The sequence below is a fragment of the Arthrobacter sp. NicSoilB8 genome (assembly GCF_019977355.1).
GTDB lineage: Bacteria > Actinomycetota > Actinomycetes > Actinomycetales > Micrococcaceae > Arthrobacter.
On record NZ_AP024655.1, the window covers coordinates 205,602 to 230,528 of the forward strand.

Below are 24,927 nucleotides of genomic sequence, written 5' to 3' on the forward strand. Positions count from 1 at the left end.
CGATCCCCCAAACGAGTAATGCACAAGACACTAAACCCCCTCGTCAACGCCGATCAAGCACCTTGATCGATTGCTAGGACTGTGGGACTGTCCATGGGATGCCAAACGGCACCACGAAACCACCGTCGTGAAGTGCGATTTAAGCGTCGTTCTCGACTAAAAGTCACAACATTGCGATCGATCGGCCTTGGGGCACGTCTCATGAACGTGGGATTGTGAGACTGTCGGCGACTGTATTTTCGATTTCGGCGTGTCTTGTCTTGTAATCCTCCGCGGTATTTGGCGCGTATTTCGCGGCGCTATTTGGCGCGTTCAGGTGCCGATGAGCAGGGTTTCGCGGGCTGTTTCGACGACTTCCTTGGTGATGCTGTGGAGCTGGTTGATGTCGCGGATGCGCGTGATCTGGGTGAAGAGGCGTTGGATGAGCCGGAAGTTGCCGTTGGTGATGCGGGCGACGGCGGCGATGGCTTCGGCGTCGGTGAAGTCGTGGGGGTCGATGGTCAGGCCGAGTTCCTGCCAGCGGTTTGCCAGGACGAAGGTCAGTTCCTCGGTGCTGAGGGTCCGGTAGTGGTGGGCGAAGCCGATGCGGCTGTAGAGCTGGGGGTAGCGGGCGAGGCGTTTTTCGATGCCGGGCATGCCGATAAGGATGACGCCCATGGTGTGGCGGTCGTAGTAGTCCCGGACTTGCTCGAGCGCCGGGGGTTTGAGCCGGTCGGCCTCGTCGACGATGAGGAGTTCGGTCAGGCCGGATGCCCGGGAGTCGCGGTGCTCGAAGACGTCGATGTTGCCGTCCCGGGCGTATTCGACTGCCCAGGAGATTCTCTGGCAGGTGCGGGGTAGTTGCCGGTCGATCTCTCGGGGGCTGATGGTCACGGTGGGGGTCCAGAATGCTGTTCTGGCTTCGAGCACGCGGGCAGGGATGGGCTCGGTGTTGGTTTGACCGGTCCGTTGCCATTGTTCCCATTCGGTCGCGCCGGCGTAGGCGCGTGCGGAGAGGGTTTTACCGACGCCGGGCGGCCCGTAGCAGACGCCGATGTGGCGGTTGGTGCGCACGGCGGTGGCGAATTCGGTGAAGCGCCGGTGCTCCTTGGTGATGAGAAGTGCCGGCGTGTCGGACGGGACCGGTGGCGGCGCGGCGGAAATTTCGCCGAGATTGTTGAAGAGGAAGCGGCGTCCGTCGTCATTCTCATCCTTGGCGGTCATGGGCGTTCCTCTCATGGGTCAGTCTTCGGCGTAGGTGCGGAGCCGGTGCTGTTTGGGATCCGCGGGTTGCCCGCCGGTTTCGGCAGGTTTGGCGGGTGCCGGCGGCGCGTAGCGGTCGTCGGCGGGGAGGGCATCGGCGAGGCTGAGTCTGGTGCGCAGCTGTTGCTTCAGTTCGTTCCTGCGTGCTGATCTGGCCGCTTTGAGCTGCTTGAAGGTGATAGTTCCGGCGGCGAGTTCCGGGGCGATGGCACGGCAGAGGAAGGTGTCCTGGTGCCAGACGCGGATCTCGGCCATGTCCCGGGGGTCGTAGCGGATGGTGATGCTCTCGCCGACGAAGGCGGAAAGTGTGAGGTCCAGGTAGCGCAGGCCATTGAAGTGGATGCCGTCGCGGTGGACGATGCGCTGGTGTGCGACGGTCAGGAGCAGAAGGTCAAGGTCCTCGGGCCGGGCTGGCATTCTGGGGATCCATCCGCCGGCCTGCCAACGTGCTGTGGGGATCTCTCCGGTTTCGGAGTGCGTGCGCTGGTTGTACTCGTCAACGATGAACCGCTCGAGCGCGGTGTCGAGCTGTTCGAGGGTCATCGTCGGTGCCGTCACCGGGGTCCCGCGGGTGCCGTGCGGGATGAAGCCGGGCAGGTGCGGCAGGAGCCCGTCGGTGAGGGTGCGATAGAACCGCTCGATCTTCCCGCGGCCCTGCGGCACGCCGGGGAGGGAATGGATGAGGCGGATGTGGGTGTCAAGGCAGACGCGATCGAGGTGGGTGCTGGTGAAATCGGCGCCGTGATCGCTGTAGAGGAGATCGGGCAGACCCATGACGGGCCAGGCCGGATGCTTCTTGCGCTGCACGGCCTGGTGAAGGGCCAGTGCCGTCTGGAGCGCGTTCGGCGCACCGGTGAAGACGGTGTAGCCGGCGACGGCGCGGGAGTAGTCATCGAGTACGACGGTCAGCCACGGGCGTGCGCGGGCACCGGCGGCGTCGACGATCTCGATGTCCAGCTCGGTGTGGTCGCACTGCCACTGCTCGTTCGCGCGTCTGGCGGTGCGCCGGTAGACCAGCTCGAACCGGTCCCGGTACGCCGTGTCGCCTTCGAGCGCGATGGTGCGCAGTCCCGGATCGATGGCGACAACGACCGCCCGGACCGTCGAGTACCCGGGGGCGGGAAGGCCGCGGTCGAGCGCGACGTCACCGATCCGCCGGTGGATAAACGCGATGGTCGGCGCCGGCCGGCGGAGCGCGAGGCCTTCGATCGCACCCACGATTTCGGGCGGGAGCGAATGGCTCCCGCGGTCCGAGCGTGGCCGGCGGCCCAAGGCCGCAACCGAGCCGCCGGCGCGGAATCCCGCCGACCACCGTTGTAGCGTGCGGAGGGGGATGCCGGCCTCACCGGAGATCCTGGCGAGGGGAACACCGTCATCGAGGTGCTGCCGGAGCAGCGCCGCACGGTCTTCGGCCGACAGCCGATGCTTCATGACCGGCGGTCTTCGGCCGCCTGCCGGTGGCGGTAGAGCGTCGCCCGGCTCCAGCCGACGAGTCGAGCCGCGTCCTCAGCGGAGCGACCCTTCGCGCGTGCGTCCTGGGCGATCGCGAGCTTGTCGGCGATAACGAGCGGGTCGGACAAGGGCCGGCCGAACCGGGTTCCGCCCTGCCTCGCCGCGGCGATGCCCGCGTTCACGCGTTCGACGATCAACTCCCGCTCGTACTCGGCAAGGGTCGCGAGCATGTTCAGCATCAGCCGGCCCGACGTCGTTGTGGGGTCAATCCCGTCCGAAATGGACCTCAAGTTCACGCCGCGTTCCCGCAGCAGATTCACCGTGTTCAACACATCGATCAAGGACCGGCCGAGCCGGTCCACCCGCCACACCACGACGGTATCGCCCGGCTCCACATACGCGAGGAGCTTCTTCATCCCAGGCCGCTCAACAGCGGTCTTGCTCCCGGAGGTGACGTCAGCGAACACATCACGCTTCTGCACCCCGGCATCGACAAGAGCGTCGAGCTGCAACTTCGCGTCCTGGCCCGACGTACTCACCCGCGTATACCCAAGATGTCTCACCCGGCCATTGTGCCTCAGAAACCCCCGGCCGGCACCCGCCTGAGACGATTCACGGTGAGACACCTTTCCAAGACACGCGGCGGCCCGGCACGACGCCGATTCCTTCGACCCTCCGGGACGTGACGTCCGTGTCTCAAAAAACTGTTGTTTTTCAAGACGCCAGCGGCTAAGAGCTGCCTCGGAGTCCGTTTGTTGCCCTCACCCGGCAGTTTCTCGGGCGGGTTATACGGAAAGCATTTAGAGCCGGAATGACAGTGCCTCCTGAATCAGCGGTTTTCCCCGCCGGCCCCGGCCGGAGGGGACCCATGCACGGTACACGAGGGAGACATGGGCGTAGCTATCAAGCTCCACTGCCTCACGGCCTCCATCCGAGAGGTTCTCGAATCGTGGACGGGGTCACCTCCGACGGGCTCCCGCTGCAAGTGTCTCGGGAAAGACCATGCGGCCTACTGGTATGCAGCGACAACGGAGTACATCATCACGCCCGCCGCCACCGCCGCCGCGAGGGCGCCCAAGGTGGTCGCCCAGGTCAGTACTGAGCGTTCCTTGTGGTGAATGATGCTGACCAGTCCGAGGGCTGCTGCGGCGGCTGCGGGTCCCATGCATGCCTGGCCAAGGGCGAGCCACACCCAGGTGGCGGACGGGTAGTCCATCATGGGCAGAAGTGTGATCCATGCGATGAGGGTCGCCGCCACGGTGATGGCTGCGAAGAGCAGGCTCCAGCGCCCGGATGCTGATCGTGGTGTGATTGCCAGGGACATGTCTTGCGCCTAGGGGTGGGGTGTAAAAAGACTGATGAAAAAGGCGAGATCAAAGAAGGCCAGCTGCGCGGGGCCGGCGACCAATGCGATGGCCGGCAGTACCGAGCGGTCCCGGTAACTGATAATTGCCGCCAAGGCCAGAGCTGGTGCGGCCATCGCCGCCGGTGTCAGGACAGCCCACGGGCTGAACCCGAGAACCAGTCCGACCGTTAGGAAGGCCGCGGCCCACCACCCTGCGGGCGTTGTCGGAAGGAAGCGGATGGCTGCTCCGTCAGCCCGGAACGCCGCGAGGATGCCCAGAACGGCTGCCACGATGAGCGCAATGGTGCCGGCGGAGATGAACACGTCAGGGGTGACCGGCACCTGCATGCCCGGCGAGAAGACTACCGAGGCGGTAGCAATGATCGCCGCCGAAAGGATGAGGAAGGCAAGAGCCCAGTAGCCAAGCCGCGTTCGGATTACGCGGTGTTTTCGCGCCTGGGCTGCGACCGCCGCGACGACACTGAGAGCAAAACCGCCGACGACGACAGTAGCCCAGATAACCTGCCCTGCTGGCGAAACGCCCCACGGTAGCGATGCCACGGTCAAAGCTGTGATGAACAGGGCCACGGCCGTTCGGGTCAGCCAGACAGCCGGCAAAGCGCGGCGGCGGGCAATTGTGGATTGGATCGGAATTGCCATCTGAGGCTCCACTTGGGTCTGGAAGTTCGCCCGGAGCAGTGAACCTCGGCATAGGAATAACTCGCAAGGAACAGTCGAGGGCTGCTGAACCCAGATCATTGAGCGGCGGCCATGGCTCTCGTTCTGAAGGACATTGCGTTCCTCTAAGATCTCCTGATCGGATGGGACGAGGCTAGGGCTTAAAGTCCTGTCAGCAGGCGCGTAGGGCGTGTTCTCCTTGTCGCGGTCGCGGTCCGGCAGTGCTCTTACATGGAGGGCATGGTGGGCGAAGAGGCAGTGCCTGACGACACCTAGCGCCGCGAAAACGCCGCCATTTATCACCGAGAATCACAGTCTTGTCTCATGATCCGTGTCCGCGATCTATGTAGCGGAGGCGACGTTTGCGTTACATTGGAGTGTGGCTTTGATCGGGTACGCGCGTGTATCAACCAGGGAGCAGCACCCCGAGAGTCAAACCGACGCCCTGCAGGCGGCCGGGTGCGGGAAGATCTTCGTTGATCATGCCTCCGGTGTCCTTGCCCGACGGCCTGCCCTTGACCAGATGCTCGAGTATGTCCGGGACGGGGACACCCTGGTCGTCACCAAGCTGGACCGGCTGGGCCGCTCGGTGCGGAACCTCAAACAGCTCGCAGACGAGCTGCAGCAGCGAGGGATCGGCCTGCGCGCTCTCTCGCAGGGAATTGATACGACGACCCCCGGCGGGCGGCTGTTCTTCCATATGCTCGCCGCGATCGCGGAGTTTGAGCATGACCTGATCGTCGAGCGAACCCACGACGGCCTCGCGGCTGCCCGCGCACGCGGACGCAAGGGCGGCCCGAAGTTCAAGATGACGGCGACCAAGATTTCCCAGGCACGGGCAATGTATGACTCGAAGGAGCACACGGTGCAGGAAATCGCGGACACGTTCGGGGTTTCACGGCCCACGATTTACCGCCATCTGCAGGCCCCTCCCGACGTCCCGTCAAGCCCGGCGCGGTAAGTCAAAGGAAACGGCGAAGTTGCGGGCCCAGTTCTCAGCCGAAGACCGCGCTGTCCTGCTGCGCCGGCACCTCGATGAGGGCATTCCGCTCACCCGGCTGGCCGCCGAGGCCGGTATCCCGGTCCGCACTCTTCGCCGGTGGCGGTCCCGGTACCGCGACGGCGGCACCGTGGCGAGCCTGCAACGCGCGCCACGCTCGGACCAGGGACGGCGTGGGGTCCCGCAAGAACTCATCGAAGCGGTGGAAGGCCTGGCCTTGCGCCGGCCCGCGCCGACCGTGGCGTTCATCCACCGCCGAATCACCGACATTGCCTCAGCACGCGGCGTCGCCGCCCCCAGTTACTCGACCGTCCGGGCGCTGGTAGCCGGCATCGATCCCGGGCTGAAGACACTCGCCCATCAAGGCGACAGCGCCTACCGGGACACGTTTGAGCTGGTCTACCGGCGAACCGCCGGCCGCCCGAACGAGCAGTGGCAGGCCGACCACACCCTCCTGGACATCGAGGTCCTCGACAACTCCCTGAACCGGACCGTGACCATCGAATACGGCGGCGGTGAGGGCAGGATGTCCAAGATCACCGACGCGGTCTCCACCTTCACCTACACCAACGGCAAACTGACCTCCATCAAGGACGGCCGGAACAACACCACAGCACTTGTCTACGCGGCCGACTCCTGGGTCTCCACCATCACCTACGGCTCCGGCTCACCCGCCGCAGCCACCACCACGGTGACCCACAACACCGGCGCCACCCTCGCCTACTTCACCGACGGGAACGGCAAGACAACCACCTACACCCTGGACCCCACCAAGACCCGGGTGACAAGGACCGCCGACCCGAACGGGAACACCGCCGACTCCACCTTCGACGGCCACGACAACCGGCTCGCTACCGTCGACGGGCTCGGGCAGACCACCACCAGCACGTTCAATCCCAACAACAGCCTCACCAAAGTCACCTCCCCCGCAGGAACCACCGGAGGAGCAGGCGGCGAGGTGTCCCTCACCTACCCCGAAGCCGTTGACCAGGCCCACACCGACTTCGCCACGCTCTAGCCAGGCACCTGACACGGCTGAACGGCCGGGTTACCGCCGGTCAGCCATATCCGCCCGATTTTCGGCGAGTACTACGGCGACCCCATGTTCACCGGCGACGTCTGGTTTGACGTCATCGCGGCCCCGCAGCCCGCACCCTCCCGCATGCGCGTCAACGCGGTGCACTTTGCCCCGTGCGCCCGCACCGCCTGGCACTCGCACGCCGTCGGGCAGACCCTGCACGTCACGGAGGGGGTCGGGCTTGTCCAGGCCCGCGGCGGAGACGTGGTTGTGATGCGCCCCGGTGACACGGTCTACACGCCGCCGGGTGAATGGCACTGGCATGGCGCCGCGCCGGAACACTTCATGACCCACCTCGCCATGTGGGAAGCCCCCGCCGACGGCGCGGAGTCCGAGTGGGGCGACCTCGTCACCGACGAGGAATACAACAGCGCCAAGTAACGTCCGGGGGCAAAACCCGGGAAGCAATCCCGGAAACTGAGCCCGGGAACTGAGCCTGGAAGACCTGCGGCGTCCGTCAAGCGACGGGCCCCGCAGCCGCGCGAAGCTCCGTTTTGGGTGAGGCCGGCTAGGACCCCGGTGCGGCCGGGACCATCCAGAAACCCGCCACTTCGCCGGCGGCGGGATCGGTCCCGGGACGGAATCCCTGAATCTGCGCCGGTCCGGCCCTCAGTTCGACCCGCGTTGTCTCAACAGTTCCGCAGTCGAGGCTCACCTCCGCTCTGCCCCCGCCCCGGAGGCCGTCCTGGGACACCGTCAAGAGCGCGGTCGGTGCGCCGATGCAGGCTGCGGTGAGCGTGTAGGTTCCCTTCGGCACCGCTGCGGCCGAGATGCGGAATCCGCTGCCGCCAATCCCGCCCGCTCCGCCGAGGACGAGCCCGTCCGGCCGGGTGCCGAGGACTCCTTCCAGCTTGCCCAGGTTGCGCTGTTCGGCCTCCGCGAGACCCGGGTCCACAGGCGGGGGAGCCGGCGGGGCCGGCCGCGACGACACGGTGGGGGCCGACGTCGGATCCGTCACGTCATCCGCGTATTCACACCCGGACAGGCCGGCCGCAGCGCCCGCCACGGCCAGCAGCAGCGCCGCGCCGCGCATCCCTGGTGTTCCCCTGCTGAGTGGCGTGCCCGGTGACATGCCCCGAGCCTACTGGCAACTGCCCGCCAAGCACGCCACCGGCGCCGGTGCCGCCGGTCACTGACCCTGCCGCCGCCGTCGGCTACTGACCCCGGCGCCGGCGTCGGCTACTGCTGCTGAACGGAGAAGACGGTAGCGAAGTACACCGTGGAAGCCAGGACCAGGGAGGCGAGGCCGTAGCCGATCACGAGGGCAGTGAGTGCCAGAGCGCGTCCCCGTTCGTGGCGCAGCCTGATCTGGTTGAGAGAGACATGGCCGGCTCCGACGGCGAAGACGGCGAGGATTGCCATGCCGGCGACCACGGTGCCGACCGCAGCCAGGGCGGCCAGGGCCAGCGAGGCAACGGCAAGGCGGTTATAGCGCGTGCTCTGACGCGTGTGCAGCTCAGGCAATCCCACGAGTCCCCCATTAGATGTCGCCCATTCGACGTGGCTGCGACGAGTCTAGCCCCCAGGGCCACGTCAGGGGATCCGTCAGAATCCACGCGGGAGTTGATCGGCTATTGCCCGGGGGCCCGGTACGACGGCGTCTTCTTGGCTGCCTCGTCGAGGTCCTCCGGTGTCATGAGCGGCTTCAGGCGCAGGTTCACGGAACCCGTGGAATTGATCAGGAGCGACAGGGCTGCGGCGTCGGCCTGATCGGGGATGTCGAAGACGCCCACGACGTCGGTGTCCCCGAACGCGTAGTAGAAGCTCTCGAGTGAGCCGCCCGCCGACTTGAGGGCCTCGACCACCGCATCGCGCCGCTTGGTGCCGCCCTCACGCATGAGGCCCTTGATTCCGTCGCCAACATAGTTCGCTTCAAACAGATATTTGCTCATGGCTGTTCCTATCCTGTGACGCCCAGGACATCGGACTCTGACGTGTGCCCGCAACATAACGCTGAAAGGTCCGGGGCTGGCCCCCAGAGTGGGGGCTCTGCCCACATGCTAGGCCTTCCGGCCTGCCCGGACAACGGCCCAATGACGGGCCCAAAACGCGGGTCCGGGCAATCCGGCCCTACCGCCCGCCGGGGGACGGGCACATAATCGCCGTATCAACCCCGTACGGAGCATGGAGGTGGTTCGACGTGTCGGTTTACACACTCGGAATCTGGCTGGTGCATCCCGGCCGCGAGAACGATTTTGTGCAGGCCTGGCGGGACCTGGCCAGGAAAACGAAGGAGGATTTTCCCAACGCCAAAGCCGTGCTGATGCATGACCGCGACGTCAAGAACCGGTTCATCAGCACCGGTCCCTGGGAATCCCTGGAACAGATTGAGCAGTGGCGGGATTCTGCCCTGTTCAAGCAGAGTGTCGACGCAATGAAGGACATGCTGGAGCACTTCGAGTCGCGCACCCTGGACGAGGCGGCCAGCATCGGCTGGGATGCCACCGATATGTGAAATCCTGCGGGACAGGGAGCCGCCGGCCGCACGTCGGCGGCCGTACCCGCGGGCTATTCGCCCTGCAGGGCCTCAAAGACGGCGGGCAGCAGGACATCGTTCCGGCCCCAGATGGGATCGAAGACTTCCACGTACCAGGAATCGGCCAGGACGAGGGCCAAGGTCTCGTTGGATTCGGCCGCCCAGTCCCTGAGCTGGTCTTCCGCCACCGGCTCTTCGCTGCTACCCAGCACGGTCACGACGGCGCCGTCCTGCACGGTCACCGGAATCGAGGCGCTGCTCGATTCCCCGGGGGCATGGGCGACCGTCACGAGTCCGGTCCGGGTGGACAACGCCAGCAGTGCCATCGCCGTCTCGGGGCTGCAGAAGGCTGTCACGTAGGCGCGTTGCGCGAGGCCGCCGACCCGCACGCCCGGCTGCGATTCCTTGGTGAAGAGCCCGTTGCGGTTGAGTCGGGCGAGCTCGCCGGCGATGGCCGTGGTCTCGTCGTCGAACCCGGGGGAGAAGACCCCCGGCTGGTACTGGCTGTTGCCCTCCAGCCAGCGCGCGGTCAGCTCGCCGGCCGCCGCGATGGTGGCGGCCTGCCGCCAGACCTCGCGGTCCGCGAGGAGCCGGCCGAAGCTGTCCCGTTCCGTCGTGAACCTGTCCTCGGACATATCAGGCCTCCTGTGCGGCGGGCTGGGTCGAGGGCTCAGCGGCGGCTTGGGTTGCGGGCCCGGCAATGGGCTCAGTGATGGACCGGGCTGCAGGCTGTCCCTGCGGTGCGTGGTGCTGCAGCAGGACGGACAGCCGTTCGCAGCTGGCCCGGAGCGCCTCGAGTTCACGCCGGCTGTAGTCCTCGATGATCTGGTTGATCCGCTCGGCGAGGTGCTCGTCGTCGACCTCGAATCCGTGGTTCAGGGTGACCACCGAGGGCCCGTCCGTGGGCCGGATTTCCCAGTCGCCGCCGAGCTGCAGGAGCGGAGGTTCCAGATCGAGCTGCTGGAACTCGGCGCGGTGGCTTGCCGCGTCAAAGACGCGCCAGCTGTGGCTTGAACTGAGCGCGCCGTTGGAAACCACCGAGGTGCGGAGCTCGTGCGTGGCGTCGTCGCCGCTGACGCGCTCCGAGTAGACCGTCAGGCCGTCAAGGTAGGGCCAATGCGAGGCGTCGCGCAGCATGCTGAACACCAGGTCCGCCGGGGCGTTAATGCTGAGCCGGTGCGTGGTCCGGTGCGAGGTCTGGTGCGCGTTGCGCGGCGTGCTCACTGACAAGTTCACCCCTCCTGTGTCGTGCTGTCGTCCTGCAGGTCTTCTATGCAGGCTAGGCCAGTTGAGGCCCGCCGTGAACAATTCCGTCCCGCCACGTCACGGAGGGCAATCTTCGGTAACAATGGGCGATTCCGGGGACCGTCCGCTGACGCCGGATGAACGGGTGTTACCGCCTGTATCCCTTGGTTTCATCCGGTTTCGCGGCGCTTTGACCGGCTTTCCCACGCCCCGGATAGTTGCTGCCACCAGCACCTCTGACAACTACTCTCAAGGGGAGAACATGTCCAGTCTTTCGTTCAAATCGGGCATCACCGTAGCCCTGGCGGCAAGCACCCTCCTGGGTCTCGCGGCCTGCTCCGATCCCGGTGCCGCCGCTGCCGGCGGCACTACGGCGGCGCCGTCGTCCTCCTCCGGTGTCAAGCAGTTCAACCTCTCGCCGGAACAGGACCGCATCAAGGTCACGGCGGACGCCGCGGCCGCCAAGCTCGTCCCGGACGCCATCAAGAAGGACGGGAAGCTGACCGTGGCGGTGAGCCCGTTCGCCGCTCCGCTGGCCGTCTACGCGACCGACAACAAGACGCCGGTGGGCAATGAGGTGGACATCGCCGTCGCCCTCGCCGAGTCGCTGGGCCTGGAGGCAGACATCGTCCCGACCGCATGGGCTGACTGGCCGCTCGGCGTCGAGTCCGGCAAGTACGAGGCCGTGCTCTCCAACGTCACCGTCACGGAGGAGCGCAAGCTCAAGTTCGACTTCGCCAGCTACCGCGAGGACAAGCTGGGCTTCTATGCCACGGCCGGCAGCAGCATCACCAAGGTCGAATCGGCGCCGGATGTCGCGGGCAAGCGCGTGATTGTGGGCTCCGGCACCAACCAGGAGGCCATCCTGCTGCGCTGGGACGAGGAGAACAAGAAGAACGGCCTCAAGCCCGTGGAGTTCCAGTATTTCGACGACGACTCCGCCTCCCAGCTGGCCCTCCAGTCCGGCCGGGCGGACCTCACATTCGGGCCCAACGCCACGGCAGCCTACAAAGCGGCCACCGACGCCAAGACCAAGCTTGTGGGCCTGGTGGACGGCGGCTGGCCGCTGAAGGCCAGCATCGCCGTCACGACCAAGAAGGACAACGGCTTCGCCGCCGCGGCCCAGGCCGGACTGAACCACCTCATCCAGGACGGCAGTTACGCCAAGATCCTGGACCGCTGGGGACTGTCCGCGGAGGCCGTCACGACCTCGGAGCTGAACCCGGCGGGCCTGCCGAAGAAGTAGCCCGTCCCCTCACCCGCTTAAACCAACGCGGGGTCACATCGCGCCCATAATCCCCTCCGGGATGGGCGCGATGTGACCCCGCGTTGCTTGTCTGAAAGGGTGCAGAAAGCCAAGGAACCCCCGCCGGAAGCATTCCCCGGCGGGGGTTCCTTGTGCCTCGCCGGGCCTTATGCCGTGGCGGGGCTGGTGACAGAGCCGGTGACTGAGCCCTTATCTAGGCTGGTGACCGGGCCGGGCTCGTTGCCGGCATCCGCGCGGACCGGGGCGGCCAGGCCAAGGTTCTCCCGCAGCGTGCTTCCCGCGTACTGCGTCGGGTACACGCCGCGCTCCTGCAGCTCCGGGACGAGGTGGTTGACGATGTCGTCCAGCCCGGTGGGGATCAGCCACGGCGAGATGTTGAAGCCGTCCACTGCGCCGGTCCGGGCGTACTCGGCCAGCCGGTCCGCGACCTCGGTGTAGGACCCGGTGAAGGTGGAATCGCCCCGGCTGGTCTTGGCCGAGACGAACTGGCGGATGGACAGGCCCTTTTCCTTGGCCTCGGCCCGCCACTGGTCCGCCAGCTGCCGGGCCTTGGCGCCGTGGAAGCCGCTGCCGCGGGTTTCCGAGGTTTCCTCCACCACGGGGTCGATGTCCGGCAGCGGGCCGTCGGGATCGTAGCCCTGCAGCTCACGGCCCCAGAACTGCTCAAGATACGCGATGGCCTGCTGCGGACCGATCTGCAGGCTCCGGACCCAGGCCTTCTTCTCGAGGGCTTCCTGCGGCGTGGCGGCGAGGATGAACTCGCTGGCGGGCATGATCTTCACGTCGTTTGCGCCGCGGCCGGCGCGGAGCGTGCGCTCCACGATGTCGCGGCGGAAATCCAGGGCATCGTCCAGCTGCGGGTGCGCGGAGAAGATGACGTCCGCCTGGCGGGCGGCGAAGTCCCGGCCCTCGGGGGAATCGCCGGCCTGGAACAGGACCGGCCGGTACTGGGCGCTGCGCGGCAGCCGCGGGACGACGTCCACGGTGTAGTGCCGGCCGTTGTGGCGCACCCGCCGGGCCGCGCCCTCCGCCGACCAGCGGGCCGAGGAAGCCGAGGTTGCGATGGCGTCCTCGTCCCATGCGTCCCAGATCCGCTTGGCGGTTTCCACGAAGGCCTCGGCGTGGGTATACCGGTCCGCGTGGTCCAGGTAGCCGCCGCGGCGGAAGTTGGCCCCGGTCCAGGCGTTGTCCGTGGTCACGATGTTCCAGGCCGCGCGGCCGCTGGAGAGCAGGTCCAGCGTGGAAAGCCGGTGGGCCAGGTCCGCGGGGTCGTTGTACGTGGTGTTCTGGGTGGCGACCAGGCCGATGTTGGTGGTCACCGCGGCGAGGGCGGCCAGGGCAGTCTGCGCGTCGGGCCGGCCGGCGACATCGAGCGCGTGCGGGCGGCCGAGGTGTTCGCGCAGCCGCAGGCCTTCGCCAAGGAAGAACGCCGCGAACAGTCCGCGCTCGGCGGTCTGGGCGATGCGCCGGAACGATTCGAAGTCCGTCTGGGAGCCGGACTCGGCCGCCTTCCAGACGGTCCCGGAGTTGACGCCCTGGAAGAAGACGCCGAGCTGGAGCTGCCCGGACGGGGTGAACTCGGTGGCGGGGCGGGTGCTGTGGCTCATGAGTGTCTCCTTAGTTTTCCGCGCCGGCGGCAGCGGCGCTGGATGCGGCGGCGTAGCGGCTGGCGGGCCGCGCGAGCCCCAGCTGCTCGCGGAAGGTGGCGTCCGGGGTGGTGGGGGCCAGGAGCCCGCGGCGGCGCAGCTCCGGCAGGACCAGCCGCGACAGCTCCTCCAGATCCGCCTCCAGCACGGCGGGGTGCAGGCGGACACCGTCGGCCCAGGCCAGAACCCCGGCGAGTAGTTCGGTCAGCTCAGCCGCCGACCCGACGAAACGCGCCCGCGGACTCTCCCACGCGGCGTGGCCGTTCAGCACGGCCAGCCGGTCTGCGGCGGCCTGGCCGCGGGAGTCCAGCACGACGTCGAGCTCGGCGATCAGCGCCGGCCCGCTTCCGCCGGCGGCGAGTCCGGCCCGCGTCTCGGCGATCTCGGCGGCCAGGAGCTCGGGCGCCGGGGCCGACACCAGGAGCGCATCGGCCGCCCCGGCGGCGACCTCCTCCGGGTCCAGGAGACCGGCCGGGGCCAGCACCGGGAGCTGGCCCTGGAGCGGCCGGGGAATGATCGAGGGCCCCTTGACCGAATAGTTGCCGTTGTCGACGTCGACGTAGTGCAGCTTGTCGACGTCGAGATAGCGGCCGGTGGTGACGTCACGGATCACGGCGTCGTCCTCCCAGGAATCCCAGAGCCTGCGGCTGACCTCGATCGAATCCCCGGCCTCCCGGGAGAGCCGCGCACCGCGCACGGTGTCCCGTCCGACGGCGGCGGCATCGGCCGCGCTGGTTGAGGCGGCCACGAGCCAGCCGGCCCGGCCGCCGGACACGTAGTCCAGGCTGGCCAGCTGGGTGGAGATGTGGAACGGCTCGGTGTAGACAGTGTCCACTTCCGGGATCAGGGCGAGGGACCGCGTCACGGGACCGACGAACGCGGCGCGCTGCAGGGCGTTGAGCCGGGCCGCAGTGTCCGGCAGCGTGGTCTCCGGCAGGCCGGCGTCGGACAGGGTCGCCGCGTGGAACCCGGCAGACTCGGCGGCCAGCAGGGTGCCGCGAAGATGATCCGGGGCCAGCACGGCGGCGGGCGCGGTGCTGGCAACCCGCCACGCGGCCGGGTGGCTGCCGGCGCCGTCGAGGTCCAGCAGCAGGAGGCCGCGTCCCTGCGGCTCGTGGTTGGCGGGAAGGGTGTTCATGATGCGTCCTGACGTTCGTAAGGGATCTGTTCGCCGGCTTCGATGGCCACCGGCAGGCGGTTCTCGGCGGGCGGCAGCGGGCACGTGGCGAGGTCGGTGTAGGCGCACGGCAGGTTCACGGCCCGGTTGAAATCGAGCAATACCGTCCCGTCGGCGCCCGGAGCCGGCACGGTGAGCGTGCGGTTGGCCGCGTACGTGGTCTTGCCCGACGTCGCGTCCGTGAAGAGGACAGACAACGTCCCCGGTGCGTGGCCGTTGAAGGTGGTGAGGCTCAGGTCCTCACCGTGCAGCCGGAAGCGGATCTCGCCCGGTGCCTCGTAGACATGGTGGATGCCTTCGACCGCCGCACCCACCGTGGTGGGGCGCGGTTCGTCGAACGGAACGAATATTCCCTTAATGGAATATTCTGCGTTCGGTGCGTAGACGGGCGTCCCGCGGTAGCCGGTGAGCAGGGGATTGAGCGGATGCCGCGGCCGCACCACATAGCGGCCGCCGCGCTTGGCGAGCTCGATCACAGTATGCCCGGCACCGGCGTCCTCCACCCGCAGCGTGAGCCCTTCGCGCTCGGGAACCGGGCCGAGGAGCACGCTGGCTCCGGTGCCGCCGGGGTTAAGTTCCTGCCCGTCGCGGAGGACCCGTTCGCGTGCCTCCAAAACAAGGCGGACGGCGTCGTCCTCCACGCTCCACGTGCCGGGCGCACCGTCCAGGCGGCCGGGCGTTGCGTCGAGCCAGTGCAGGTGGGTGACGGCGAGGAAGCCGTGGGGGTCGGCGCGGTGGCGTTCGTGCGCGGCGTGCCAGTCCGCCCACGCGGCTTCAAACTCCCGGTCGGGAATGTTCCGGCGGTCAGGCTGGCCGGCACTTGGGGAGCCCTGGCCGGCGCCCGGGGAGCGGTGGTCGGTGTCAGTGGGTGTAGACATGGGAGCTCCTGTGGCTGTTGTGGTCGGCGGTGACGCGGGCTGCGGCATCGGGTTCGGTGGCCCCTGTTGCCCCGGCGGGGCTGGTTTCCGGGCGGCCGGCGTAGGGATCGCCGTCGGCCCACAGGGTGGTCGGCGCGGCGGCGCGGACGGCCGGAATGACCTCGAGCGCGAACCGCTCCAGGATTTCCAGCTGCTGGTCGAAGGGCAGTGTGGTGGGCAGGGCGATGGACTGCAGGTCGTGGCCGTAGAGGGCGTGGTAGCCGAGGATCTTGTCGATCACCTGCTCCGGGCTGCCCACCAGGGCCGGACCTTCGGCGACGGCGTGGTCGATGTCACGGTAGGGGGAGTTGTTGCCGGGAACATTGCGGCCGGTTGTGAGGGCCTCGTAGACCGGGCCGAACTGCCGCTTGGCCTCCTGCGTGGTGTCCGCGATGAACACCCCGCCAGCCCCGGAGCCGGAGCCCAGGTACTGGTGCCGGGGATCATGGCCGTGCCGTGCGTATTCCTCCCGGTAGTGGTCGATCAGCACCTTGTAGTTTTCGCGCGGCTGGATCGCGTTGGCCGTGAACAGCGGATCGCCCCATTGCGCCGCCAGGGCCGCCGAGGTGAGGCTGGTGGCGGAACCGTGCCACACCCGCGGCGCGCCGGCGAAGGGCCGCGGCGTGGTGGTGGTGGGCTCGGTCAGCGCGGTGCGGAACCTCCCGGACCACGTGACGTTCTCCTCGGTCCAGAGCCGGCGGAGCAGGCCGTATTTCTCGGCGAGGAGCTCCCACTGATCCGCCAGGTCCAGGCCGAACAGCGGGTACTGCAGCACCTCGTTGCCCTTGCCGATGACCAGTTCCAGCCGACCGCGGCTGAGCTGATCGATCGTGGCATAGTCCTCCGCGACCCGCACCGGGTCCAGTACGGACAGCACGGTCACGCCGCTTTGCAGCCGGATCCTGGACGTGACCGCGGCGATGGCGGCGAGCACGGTGGTGGGGAGGAGGAGATGAACTCGCCCGCGTGGCGTTCCCCCACGGAGAAGCTGTCGTAGCCGAGCGCCTCGGCCCGGCGCGCCGTTTCCACCACCTGGTTGAGCCGGTCAGCGGTGGAAACGATCTCACCGGTGACGGGGTTCTTCAGGTGCGGGATGATGTCGAGGACCTGGAACTTCACTGTGTTTTCCCCGCTTCGGTTTTCCCTGCCGGGGCCCCGAAGTTGGCCTCGGTGACGGTCTTGGACTCGGGCAGGGCTTCCTCGGAGAGGCCCCAGCGGTCCAGGACCTTGGCGTAGGAGCCGTCCTTGATCGCGGAGTTCAGTGCGTCCGTGATGGCCGGGGCCAGGCCGTTGCCTTTGAGCGTGGTGGCGGCGACCAGGGTCTCGGACGGCCAGCCGGCGTTGACCTTGCCCACCACTTTGAGGTCCTCGCGGGTGTTTTCGCGGTACGTGACGGACGGGTAGGGCGCGAGGTTCAGGTCGGTGCGCCCTGAGGACAGGGCCAGGATGGTGTCCGCGTCGGAGGAGTAGTACTGCAGCAGCGCCGGCGCCTTGCCTTTGGCCTCCAGTTCCTTGTTCCAGGCGATCAGGATCTTCTCCTGGTTGGTGCCCGAGCCCACGGAAATCTTCAGGCCGGAGATGTCATCGGAGCCTTTGATGGTGTAGCTGGAGCTCTTTTTGGCCTCGAAGCCCATGTACGCGGCCCGGTAGCTGGAGAAGTCGAAGAGCTTCACGCGGGCGGCGTTGATGCCCACGTTCGAGAACACGGCCTCGAAATCGCCGGACTGGGTCTTCAGCGGCCAGTTCTCCCACGAGGTCACCTGCACATCCAGGTCCAGGCCCAGCTTGTCAGCGACCAGCTGGGCCAGGTCCACCTCGACGCCGATCGGGGTCTTGTCGTCCGTGGCGTGGAAGGAGAGCGGGATCGCGCCCGCCGTCGTGGCGACGGTGAGCTTTCCGTCCTTGCTGATCAGCGCGGGGACTTCCGCGGCCAGGGCCGCGTCCTTTGCCGCCCGGATCCGCTGCTGGTCCGGCGAGGTGTTGTAGACGACGCCGTTGCGCGCCGCCGTCGTCGCCGGCTGCCCGCCTGACGCGGCAGAGGCGCCGGGGTCGGAGCAGGCGCTCAGCGCCAGCGTGCCGGACAGGGCGCCGATGAGGACGACGGCGGGAAGCGCCGCACGCCGGCTGGGACCAGTGCCGGGGCGGACGGTGCGGAGGGCGGTGCGGATTGCCATGGGGGTGTTCCTTAGATGTTGAAAGCGGGTTCGATCACTTTGGAGAAGAAGCTCCGGGTGCGTTCTTCCCGCGGGTTGGTGAAAATCTCTTGGGGTGTGCCTTGCTCGACAATCTGGCCCTGGTCCATGAACACCACCGTGTCGGCGACGTCGCGGGCGAAGCCCATCTCATGCGTGACGATGACCAGCGTGGTGCCGGACTTGGCAAGCTCGCGGATGACGTCCAGGACCTCGTTGACCAGTTCCGGGTCCAGGGCCGAGGTGGGCTCGTCGAAGAGGAGGATCTTCGGGTCCAGGGCCAGGGCCCGGGCGATCGCGACGCGCTGCTGCTGGCCGCCGGAAAGCTGGCGCGGGTAGGCGCCGGCCCGGTCCTTCAACCCCACCCGGTCCAGCAGTTCAAGGCCGCGTTCGCGGGCCTCGGCCTTGGTAAGCCGGGGTTTCCCGGCCCGCGGCGCGACGACGGGTGCCTCGGTGACGTTTTCCAGCGCGGTCAGGTGCGGGAACAGGTTGAAATTCTGGAACACCATGCCGATCTCGGTGCGCTGCTTCAGGATCTCCTTTTCGCGGAGCTCGTGGAGCCGATGGCCCCGGACCTCGTAGCCCACCAGCGTGCCGTCGATGGCGATGAACCCGGCGTCGACCTTTTCCAGATGGTTGATGGTGCGCAGAAGGGTGGACTTGCCGGACCCGGACGGGCCGACGATCACGGCGACGCCGCCAGGCTCGACCGTCAGCGTGATGCCCTTGAGGACTTCCGTGGCGCCGAAGGACTTGCGGACCTTGGTGATCTCGACAAGGCCGCGTGTGGCGTGGCGCGTCTCAGCTGTTTCAGTGGCGCCGGAGGTTTCAGCGGCGGTGAGGGCTGCGGTGCTCATCGGGTGCCCCTTTCCTGGGTGGATTCCCTTGTGGCGGGCGCATGCGTGGCCAGGAATTTGCGGGCCTTCTGCAGCGGGGTCAGGGGCAGCGTGCGGACGGCGCCCCTGGAGTAGTGCCGCTCGATGTAGTACTGGAAGACGCTCAGGACCGAGGTGATGACGATGTACCAGAGGGTGGCCACGAGCAGCAGCGGCAGGACCTGCTGGGTCCGGTTGTAGATGACCTGAACGGTGTAGAACAGCTCGGAGTAGGCCAGGACATAGACGATCGAGGTGCCCTTGACCAGGCCGATCACCTCGTTGAAGGCGGTGGGCAGGATGGCCCGCATGGCCTGGGGCAGGACGATCCTGGTGGAGCGCCGCCAGGCCGGGATGCCCAGCGCGGCCGCGGCCTCCAGCTGGCCCTGGTCCACGGAGAGGATGCCGCCGCGGATGATCTCGGCCGAATAGGCGGCCTGGTTCAGGGTCAGGCCGAGGACCGCGGCGGCGAACTGGCTGATCAGGGTGGTGGTCTGCGCCTCGAAGAAGCGCACGTCCGTGAAGGGGATGCCTACGCTGATTTTCTCGTAGAGGTAGCCCAGGTTGTACCAGAGCAGCATCTGCACCAGCAGCGGGGTGGAGCGGAAGATCCAGGAGAACGTCCAGGACACCGAGACCAGCAGCGGGGACGCGGAGAGCCGCATCAGGGCCAGGACGAACCCCAGGATGAAGCCGAGCGCCCCGGAGATCGCCGTCAGCTTGAGGGTCTCCAGCAGGCCGTTCACGATCGACTGCGCGGTGAACCACTGCGCCACCACGCCCCACTCCCAGCGCGGGTTGGTGGCCAGGGACAAGGCAATGCCGGCGACGCCGAGGCCGACGACGGCCGTCCCCACCCAGCGCCACGGGTGGCGGGCGGGTACCAGCCGGTAGTCGGCGTAGTCGGTGGCGGCCCTGCGGGCCGCCGGCGCGGCACTTCCGGTCGGCGCGGGGGCGGCGGCGTTCCCACTGCCGGCGCTGACCTCGCCGGGCGCCGCGACGCCGGGGCCGGTGGCGGCTGGGCCGGTGTGGGCCGTACCGGGTGCGGATTCGGTGCCGGCGGACGCCGGCTCCGGGGCGGACTGCGCCACCGGGGTTGCTGTTGAACTCATGCGCCACCTCGCTTCTTCCATTTGCTGTGTGGGGTTCGGTTGGCTGCCAATCTAGGGGCCGCCGAAATCACCCGGCAAGGCGGGAAGTTGCATGCGTTCACGCGGGTTCGCACTGCGTCACACGACGAATTCTTGCCTCGATTTACGCCCCGTTACGCGGGGTGAACGGCCGTGACCGGCGCCTCGACCGGCCAGGATTCGGCTGCCTAGCATGAGGGCTCCGAACCAGACCCGCAGGAGGTCCCCATGCCAGTGAATGCCCCATCCGTGGTTCTCATCGGCGGCGGCCCGCGGACGGCCGGGCTGCTGGAACGCCTGGGCGCCAACCGGCCGGAGCTCCTCGCCGGCGCACTCCAGATCCACGTGGTGGAGCCGCACACTCCGGGGTCCGGCAGGATCTGGCGCTATGAGCAGCATCCGGGACTGATGCTCAACTCCGCGGCGGGGGATGTCACGATGTTCACCGACGCATCCGTCCAGTGCGAGGGTCCCGCCGTCGAGGGGCCGGGACTGGCCGAGTGGGCCGCGGGGGTCCTGGACGGCTCCATCGCAGACGTGCCGGAGCTCCCGGGGGAGCTTTGGGCCCAGCTCCGTGCCCTCACCGGCACCACGTTCCCCACCCGGCAGCTGCAGAGCGTCTACCTCGAATGGTTCTTCCGCCGCTCCGTCGACGCCCTCGGCCCGGACACCACCGTCACGGTGCACCGGGACACGGCGTCCGCCGTCGAACGCGTGGCCGTCGGTCCGGACGCGGGAGAACCGGGAGCGGGCGACCCGGAACAGGACGGGGAACAGGGCGGAGAACAGGGCGGCGAACGCTACCGCGTCCGGCTGGCCGGCGGCACGGTGCTGCACGCCGACGTCGTGGTCGCCTCCCTGGGGCACACTGATTCACTGCCGGACCGCGAGTCCGCTGCGTGGGCCGGCTTTGCCGCCCGCCACGGCGCGTTCCACGCGGCGCCCAGCTACACCACCGACGTCGACTACTCGCCGCTCGCCGCCGGCCAGGACGTCATTGTCTCCGGCATGGGCCTGGCTTTCGTGGACCTGCTGGTCCTGCTCATGGAGGGCCGCGGCGGCCGGTTCGAGGAGCTGCCCGACGGCGGCCTGCGCTACCTGCCCTCCGGTGCCGAGCCGCGGTTGTGGGCAGGCTCCCGCCGCGGCGTGCCCTACCACTCCAAGATCACCTCTGCCCTGCGCGGCGAAGCAGCGGGGGAACCCGCGTTCTTCACTGCCCACGCTGTCGGGGCGCTGCTGAGTGCGCCCGGCGAGCTGGACTTCCGCGCCCAGCTTTGGCCCCTGATCGCCAAGGACGCGGGCTACGCGTACTACCGCGAGCTTTTCACCGGCTACCCGGAGCGGGTCCGGATCGGCTGGCAGGAATTCGCCGAGCGCTTCTCCGCCGCGGACTGGTACAGCCAGGACCGCCACCGGCTCGTCACCGAGTCCGTTCCGGACACCGGGCTCCACCTGGACCTCGAACGGCTGGACCATCCCTTCGCGGGCCGCGTCTTCGCCGGCCCCGCCGACGTCCAGGCCGCGGTGACGGCCTACATCGGCCGCGACCTTGAGCTGCGCACCGGGCCGGACCATTCGGAGACTCTGGCCCTGTTCAGTTCCCTGCTCAAGTCCTACATGGACCTGAGCCGGCTGGTGCCCTCCGAGCGGCTGAACGCGCGCTCGCAGCGCGAGGTCCAGGGCTGGTGGCACGGCTTCTTCAGCTTCATCGATTCCGGGCCGCCGCCGCGCAGGCTGCGGGAGATGCTGGCGATCCACCGGGCCGGGCTACTGCAGTTCATCGGCCCGGGGCTCGAAATCGACGCCGCGGAGTACTCGGGACGGTTCGTCGCCCGCTCGGCCCAGTCCGGGATCGCTGTGTCAGCGACGGCCCTGATCGAGGCCCGGCTCCCGGCGCCGTCGGTGGTCCGGTCCGCGAACCCGCTGCTGCGCCAACTGCACACCTCAGGACTCGGCACCGAGCAGCAGCTCCTGACCGCGGACGGCACCCACGCGACGGGACGGCTCTTGGTGTCCGCCCACAACGAGCTGATCAGCCCGGTCGGGGAGCGGCGGCGCCGGCTGTTCGGCGTCGGGCCCGGCACCTCCGGATGGGGTGCGGGCGCCTTCGCCCGGCCCGGCAGCAATGCCGCGCCGTTCCGCGAAAACGACGCCCTGGCCCGGCGCATCCTGAACCTGCTGGCCGGAGGGAACGCGGGCCGGGGCAGCCACGGGCACCTCAGCAACGGGCACCTCAGCAACGAACACGCGGTGCCGCAGGCCGCCGCCCGCGGAAAGGAGCGGGCATGACCCCCTCACCACTTCAGGCGCAGCCCTTGGAGGTCCAGCCCGTGGAGTCCCAGTCGGTGGACCCCCGGCCCTTGGATCCCTCCGTGTTGACGGTCCTCAACCTTCCCATGAGCGATCCCAGGGTCCGCCCGCTCCTGGATGAACTCGCACTCGAATACGACACCCGCTACGGCAACCTCTTTGGCCGGGGAGCCGCCGCGGAGGAACTCGGCCGCTACCCGGCCAAGGAATTTGCCGCGCCGGGCGGGGCCCTCCTGATTGTGCGGGAGAACGGCGAATCCGTGGCGGGCGGCGCCTTCCGCCGGCACGGGCCGCGGACAGCCGAGTTCAAGCGGATCTGGACGCATTCGGCCCATCGCCGCCGGGGACTTGCCCGGCTTGTCCTCGCCGAGCTGGAGGCGCTGGCAGCCCGCCGCGGCTACCGGCAGGTCTACCTGACCACCGGCCCCCGCCAGCCGGAGGCGAAACACCTCTACCTGAACACCGGCTACGAAGCGCAGTTCGATCTCTCCGCCGATCCCGAAACCATCGGACCACTGGCCTTCACCAAGGACATCACCAACCCAACCCCCAACCCCAACCCCAACGCGGGGTCACATACGGCCCATCCGGGGCCCCGGGATGGGCGCTAAGTGACCCCGCGTTGCTTGGACGGGGCGTAGCCTGCCGCGGGCCGGGGACCGGTGCTTCGGGCTAGAGTTCCATATGGGGTTCACCCCCAGGACGAAGTTTTCAGGAGCCGCCACCAGACGGCGGAGAAGCACCCGGGAGTCATCAGTGCGGCATGGATCCAAGCCCACCATCCGCGACGTCGCGGAGGCGGCCGGGGTGTCCCTGACCACCGTCTCCTATGTGCTTTCCGGCCGCTCGGGCGGCACTACCCGGATCAGCCAGGCCACCCAGGACCGGGTGCACGCCGCCGTCAGTGAACTGGGCTACGTGGCCAACCGTGCCGCCCGCGGGATGCGGCGCGGCCGGACGGAGCTGGTGGCCGTGGCCGTCGCGGACCTCGAACAGCCGCGGGACAGGGCCCTCGCCACCCTGCTGGCCCGGATTCTGCCGGAGCACGGCTACCAGGCGGTCATCCTGCTGGGCGGGGGCTGGCGGCAGTTCATGCTCTCCGGCGGCGCCGACGGCGTGATCCGCACGGGCACGGCGGCGACGGGCGGCGACGCCGCGACCATGGCGGAGCTCGCCGGCCGCGGCGTGGCCCAGGTGCTCATTGCCGACGACGCCGGGGACGCGGGCCGTGCGGTTCACGGCGGATACGATGTGCTCCCCGCCGGAACGGACAGTCCGGAGGTCCTGGCCGGGCGCGCCGTCACGGTTCTGCTCGGCCGGCTCCGGAGCTAGGTCCCCGTCTAGGCGTCCTGCGTTGCGGTTGCCGGCGCGGCGGCCTCCGGTGCTTTGTCCTGCGTTGCGGAATCCCGGAGGGGGCGCCGGGCCAGCCACGCCGCCACGATCGCGCCGGAGACGTTGTGCCACAGGGAGAAAACGGCAGAGGGCAGGGCGGCCAGCGCGCCGAAGTGCGCCGTGGCGAGCGTGGCGGCCAGGCCGGAATTCTGCATCCCGACCTCAAAGGCGAGGGCCCTGCGCGCCTTGTCATCCAGGCGCCCCAGCTTGCCGGCCAGGTACCCCAGGCCCAGGCCGAAGCCGTTGTGCAGGACCACCGCGAGGAACACGATGCCGCCCGCGGCGACGATCTTGCTGGCACTGCCGGCCACCACGATCGCCACGATCAGTGAAATCACCGCGGCGGAGGCCCAGGGCAGTGCCGGCAGGACCCTGGCCACGAGTCTGCGGAGGAAGAGGCGGGCCAGCAGGCCGGCTATGACGGGCAGGAGGACGGTCTTGACGATGTCCTGGACCATGCCGCCGGCGTCGATGCTAAGGTACGAGCCAGCCAGGAACAGCACCAGCAGCGGCGTCACGATCGGGGCAATCAGGGTGGACACCGAAGCGACGGCCACGGACAGGGCGACATCGCCCTTGGCGAGGAACGCCATCACGTTGGAGGCAGTGCCCGACGGCGCGCAACCCACCAGGATCAGCCCCACCGCAAGCTCCGGCTGGAGGTGGAGGCCGACGGCGATCAGCCAGCCGGCACCCGGCATGATGACGTAGTGCGCCACGATACCCAGGGCCACCGCCCAGGGACGCTTGACCACGGAGGCGAAATCGGGCGGGGTCAGGGTCAGGCCCATGCAGAACATGATGATGCCCAGCAGGAAAGGCACACTGGGCGCAAGGGGTTTGAACGCCCCGGGGAACAGGAAGCCGGCGACTCCGGCCACTACAACGAGGATCGGGAAGACAGTCACCGCGATGCGGGCGATCTTGGCCTCGGCCGCGAGGGCTGGATTGGCCGGAACATCAGCGGCAGCGCTGGCGTCCCGGGCAGTATTCGGGGTTTTAGTTGCCTCAAGCATCCAAGCATGGTGCCACCGGCGTCCGCGGACTGGCCACTTCGTGACCACCTGACGGACAAATATGTCAGATTTTTAAGGCCCGAGGGCGAGGAAGGCTCAGGCGGTGAAGCGGCCCAGCATGGCGATGAACTCGTCCGCCTGTGCGAGGTTGCGGGCCATCTTGGCGCGCTGGTGTGCCGCCTGCGCCAGGATCTCCGCGAGGCGCGCGGCGGACGCCGGAGTGTCAGGGCCGCCGGCGAGCAGGGCCAGGATTTCGGCCATTTCCTCGAGGGAAAAGCCCAGCGGCTTCATCTGCTTGATCAGCATCAGGCGGTCGGCGTCGGCTTCGGAGTACACCCGGAAGCCGCCCTCGGTCCGGGACGTCGCGGGGAGGAGTCCGACGTCGTCGTAGTGCCGGATCGTCCGCAGGGACAGCCCGGTCCGTTCGGCGAGTTCGCCAATGTGCATAGTTGCTGTACTCCCGGTTGTCGCCGCCCCAAGACCCTCGCT

At 68.3% G+C, this 24,927-nt stretch carries 26 protein-coding genes and 1 pseudogene; 8 read left to right on the forward strand and 19 right to left on the reverse strand.

The features are described from left to right. Positions 1–312: 312 nt before the first annotated feature. From LDO15_RS00930 to LDO15_RS00950, 5 genes are all read right to left on the reverse strand, one after another. Positions 313–1,203 carry an AAA family ATPase gene (locus tag LDO15_RS00930; protein ID WP_223983002.1) on the reverse strand — a complete coding sequence of 297 codons (891 nt, stop codon included), beginning with the start codon at positions 1,201–1,203 and terminating at the stop codon, positions 313–315. An 18-nt stretch (positions 1,204–1,221) separates the two neighbouring features. Then, the gene (locus LDO15_RS00935; protein WP_223983004.1) at positions 1,222–2,673 is read right to left on the reverse strand and encodes a Mu transposase C-terminal domain-containing protein; all 1,452 of its coding nucleotides are present in this window, start codon (positions 2,671–2,673) and stop codon (positions 1,222–1,224) included. Further along, positions 2,670–3,257 carry a recombinase family protein gene (locus LDO15_RS00940; RefSeq protein WP_223983007.1) on the reverse strand — a complete coding sequence of 196 codons (588 nt, stop codon included), beginning with the start codon at positions 3,255–3,257 and terminating at the stop codon, positions 2,670–2,672. The genes LDO15_RS00935 and LDO15_RS00940 overlap by 4 nt, the downstream gene beginning before the upstream one ends. 446 nt (positions 3,258–3,703) lie before the next feature. After that, complete coding sequence (locus LDO15_RS00945; protein ID WP_223983010.1) at positions 3,704–4,018, reverse strand: hypothetical protein; 315 nt, start codon at positions 4,016–4,018, stop codon at positions 3,704–3,706. Between the two features lie 9 nt (positions 4,019–4,027). After that, on the reverse strand, positions 4,028–4,627 hold the full coding sequence (locus tag LDO15_RS00950; RefSeq protein ID WP_223983012.1) for a hypothetical protein: 600 nt from the start codon (positions 4,625–4,627) through the stop codon (positions 4,028–4,030). A 469-nt stretch (positions 4,628–5,096) separates the two neighbouring features. On the opposite strand from LDO15_RS00950, the gene LDO15_RS00955 reads away from it, so the two are divergent. The 3 genes from LDO15_RS00955 (at position 5,097) to LDO15_RS00965 (ending at position 7,176) form a co-directional block, all read left to right on the forward strand. Then, entirely contained in the window at positions 5,097–5,678 is a 582-nt protein-coding gene (locus LDO15_RS00955) for a recombinase family protein (RefSeq protein ID WP_223983014.1), read from the forward strand. 19 nt (positions 5,679–5,697) lie between these two features. After that, entirely contained in the window at positions 5,698–6,735 is a 1,038-nt protein-coding gene (locus tag LDO15_RS23335; RefSeq protein WP_263428337.1) for a helix-turn-helix domain-containing protein, read from the forward strand. Positions 6,736–6,819: 84 nt separating this feature from the next. After that, complete coding sequence (locus LDO15_RS00965; RefSeq protein ID WP_223983016.1) at positions 6,820–7,176, forward strand: cupin domain-containing protein; 357 nt, start codon at positions 6,820–6,822, stop codon at positions 7,174–7,176. A gap of 127 nt (positions 7,177–7,303) precedes the next feature. Here LDO15_RS00965 and LDO15_RS00970 read toward each other — a convergent pair whose 3' ends face one another. The 3 genes from LDO15_RS00970 to LDO15_RS00980 form a co-directional block, all read right to left on the reverse strand. Then, positions 7,304–7,867, reverse strand: a complete 564-nt coding sequence (locus tag LDO15_RS00970) for a hypothetical protein (RefSeq protein WP_223983018.1) — start codon at positions 7,865–7,867, stop codon at positions 7,304–7,306. Positions 7,868–7,974: 107 nt separating this feature from the next. Beyond that, positions 7,975–8,265, reverse strand: a complete 291-nt coding sequence (locus tag LDO15_RS00975) for a DUF4190 domain-containing protein (RefSeq protein ID WP_223983020.1) — start codon at positions 8,263–8,265, stop codon at positions 7,975–7,977. A gap of 101 nt (positions 8,266–8,366) precedes the next feature. Continuing rightward, positions 8,367–8,687, reverse strand: a complete 321-nt coding sequence (locus tag LDO15_RS00980) for a GYD domain-containing protein (protein WP_223983021.1) — start codon at positions 8,685–8,687, stop codon at positions 8,367–8,369. A 248-nt stretch (positions 8,688–8,935) separates the two neighbouring features. Between LDO15_RS00980 and LDO15_RS00985 the strand changes: the two genes are divergently transcribed. Beyond that, positions 8,936–9,250: an antibiotic biosynthesis monooxygenase family protein gene (locus tag LDO15_RS00985; RefSeq protein ID WP_223983025.1), complete on the forward strand. Its 315-nt coding sequence runs from the start codon at positions 8,936–8,938 to the stop codon at positions 9,248–9,250. A 53-nt stretch (positions 9,251–9,303) separates the two neighbouring features. Here the strand turns inward: LDO15_RS00985 and LDO15_RS00990 are convergent, their stop codons facing one another. Next, positions 9,304–9,906: a hypothetical protein gene (locus tag LDO15_RS00990; RefSeq protein ID WP_223983028.1), complete on the reverse strand. Its 603-nt coding sequence runs from the start codon at positions 9,904–9,906 to the stop codon at positions 9,304–9,306. A gap of 1 nt (position 9,907) precedes the next feature. Continuing rightward, positions 9,908–10,507 (reverse strand): SRPBCC family protein, encoded by a 600-nt coding sequence (locus tag LDO15_RS00995; RefSeq protein ID WP_223983031.1) that lies wholly within the window; start codon positions 10,505–10,507, stop codon positions 9,908–9,910. 271 nt (positions 10,508–10,778) lie between these two features. On the opposite strand from LDO15_RS00995, the gene LDO15_RS01000 reads away from it, so the two are divergent. After that, positions 10,779–11,762 carry an ABC transporter substrate-binding protein gene (locus LDO15_RS01000; protein ID WP_223983033.1) on the forward strand — a complete coding sequence of 328 codons (984 nt, stop codon included), beginning with the start codon at positions 10,779–10,781 and terminating at the stop codon, positions 11,760–11,762. Between the two features lie 167 nt (positions 11,763–11,929). On the opposite strand, the gene LDO15_RS01005 is transcribed toward LDO15_RS01000, so the two are convergent. From LDO15_RS01005 to LDO15_RS01035, 7 genes and pseudogenes are all read right to left on the reverse strand, one after another. Then, complete coding sequence (locus tag LDO15_RS01005) at positions 11,930–13,390, reverse strand: NtaA/DmoA family FMN-dependent monooxygenase (RefSeq protein WP_223983036.1); 1,461 nt, start codon at positions 13,388–13,390, stop codon at positions 11,930–11,932. A gap of 10 nt (positions 13,391–13,400) precedes the next feature. Beyond that, positions 13,401–14,567 carry an LLM class flavin-dependent oxidoreductase gene (locus tag LDO15_RS01010; protein ID WP_223983038.1) on the reverse strand — a complete coding sequence of 389 codons (1,167 nt, stop codon included), beginning with the start codon at positions 14,565–14,567 and terminating at the stop codon, positions 13,401–13,403. Continuing rightward, entirely contained in the window at positions 14,564–15,484 is a 921-nt protein-coding gene (locus LDO15_RS01015; protein WP_223983040.1) for a DUF1684 domain-containing protein, read from the reverse strand. Before LDO15_RS01015 ends, LDO15_RS01010 begins: the two co-directional genes overlap by 4 nt. Further along, a pseudogene (locus tag LDO15_RS01020) lies at positions 15,468–16,642 on the reverse strand (LLM class flavin-dependent oxidoreductase). Before LDO15_RS01020 ends, LDO15_RS01015 begins: the two are co-directional and overlap by 17 nt. Continuing rightward, on the reverse strand, positions 16,639–17,697 hold the full coding sequence (locus LDO15_RS01025; RefSeq protein WP_223983042.1) for an ABC transporter substrate-binding protein: 1,059 nt from the start codon (positions 17,695–17,697) through the stop codon (positions 16,639–16,641). The pseudogene LDO15_RS01020 and the gene LDO15_RS01025 overlap by 4 nt, the downstream one beginning before the upstream one ends. Before the next feature lie 11 nt (positions 17,698–17,708). Beyond that, positions 17,709–18,572: an amino acid ABC transporter ATP-binding protein gene (locus tag LDO15_RS01030; protein ID WP_223983044.1), complete on the reverse strand. Its 864-nt coding sequence runs from the start codon at positions 18,570–18,572 to the stop codon at positions 17,709–17,711. Next, positions 18,569–19,702: an amino acid ABC transporter permease gene (locus LDO15_RS01035; protein ID WP_223983046.1), complete on the reverse strand. Its 1,134-nt coding sequence runs from the start codon at positions 19,700–19,702 to the stop codon at positions 18,569–18,571. The genes LDO15_RS01030 and LDO15_RS01035 overlap by 4 nt, the downstream gene beginning before the upstream one ends. A gap of 246 nt (positions 19,703–19,948) precedes the next feature. Here LDO15_RS01035 and LDO15_RS01040 point away from each other — a divergent pair, with 246 nt between their 5' ends. The 3 genes from LDO15_RS01040 (at position 19,949) to LDO15_RS01050 (ending at position 23,362) form a co-directional block, all read left to right on the forward strand. Then, positions 19,949–22,009: an FAD/NAD(P)-binding protein gene (locus tag LDO15_RS01040; RefSeq protein ID WP_223983048.1), complete on the forward strand. Its 2,061-nt coding sequence runs from the start codon at positions 19,949–19,951 to the stop codon at positions 22,007–22,009. Continuing rightward, on the forward strand, positions 22,006–22,641 hold the full coding sequence (locus tag LDO15_RS01045) for a GNAT family N-acetyltransferase (RefSeq protein ID WP_223983050.1): 636 nt from the start codon (positions 22,006–22,008) through the stop codon (positions 22,639–22,641). The genes LDO15_RS01040 and LDO15_RS01045 overlap by 4 nt, the downstream gene beginning before the upstream one ends. 145 nt (positions 22,642–22,786) lie before the next feature. Continuing rightward, entirely contained in the window at positions 22,787–23,362 is a 576-nt protein-coding gene (locus tag LDO15_RS01050) for a LacI family DNA-binding transcriptional regulator (protein WP_223983052.1), read from the forward strand. A gap of 8 nt (positions 23,363–23,370) precedes the next feature. Here LDO15_RS01050 and LDO15_RS01055 read toward each other — a convergent pair whose 3' ends face one another. Next, the gene (locus LDO15_RS01055; RefSeq protein ID WP_223983054.1) at positions 23,371–24,438 is read right to left on the reverse strand and encodes a bile acid:sodium symporter family protein; all 1,068 of its coding nucleotides are present in this window, start codon (positions 24,436–24,438) and stop codon (positions 23,371–23,373) included. 96 nt (positions 24,439–24,534) lie between these two features. Beyond that, entirely contained in the window at positions 24,535–24,885 is a 351-nt protein-coding gene (locus LDO15_RS01060) for a MerR family transcriptional regulator (protein ID WP_223983056.1), read from the reverse strand. Positions 24,886–24,927: the final 42 nt, after the last annotated feature.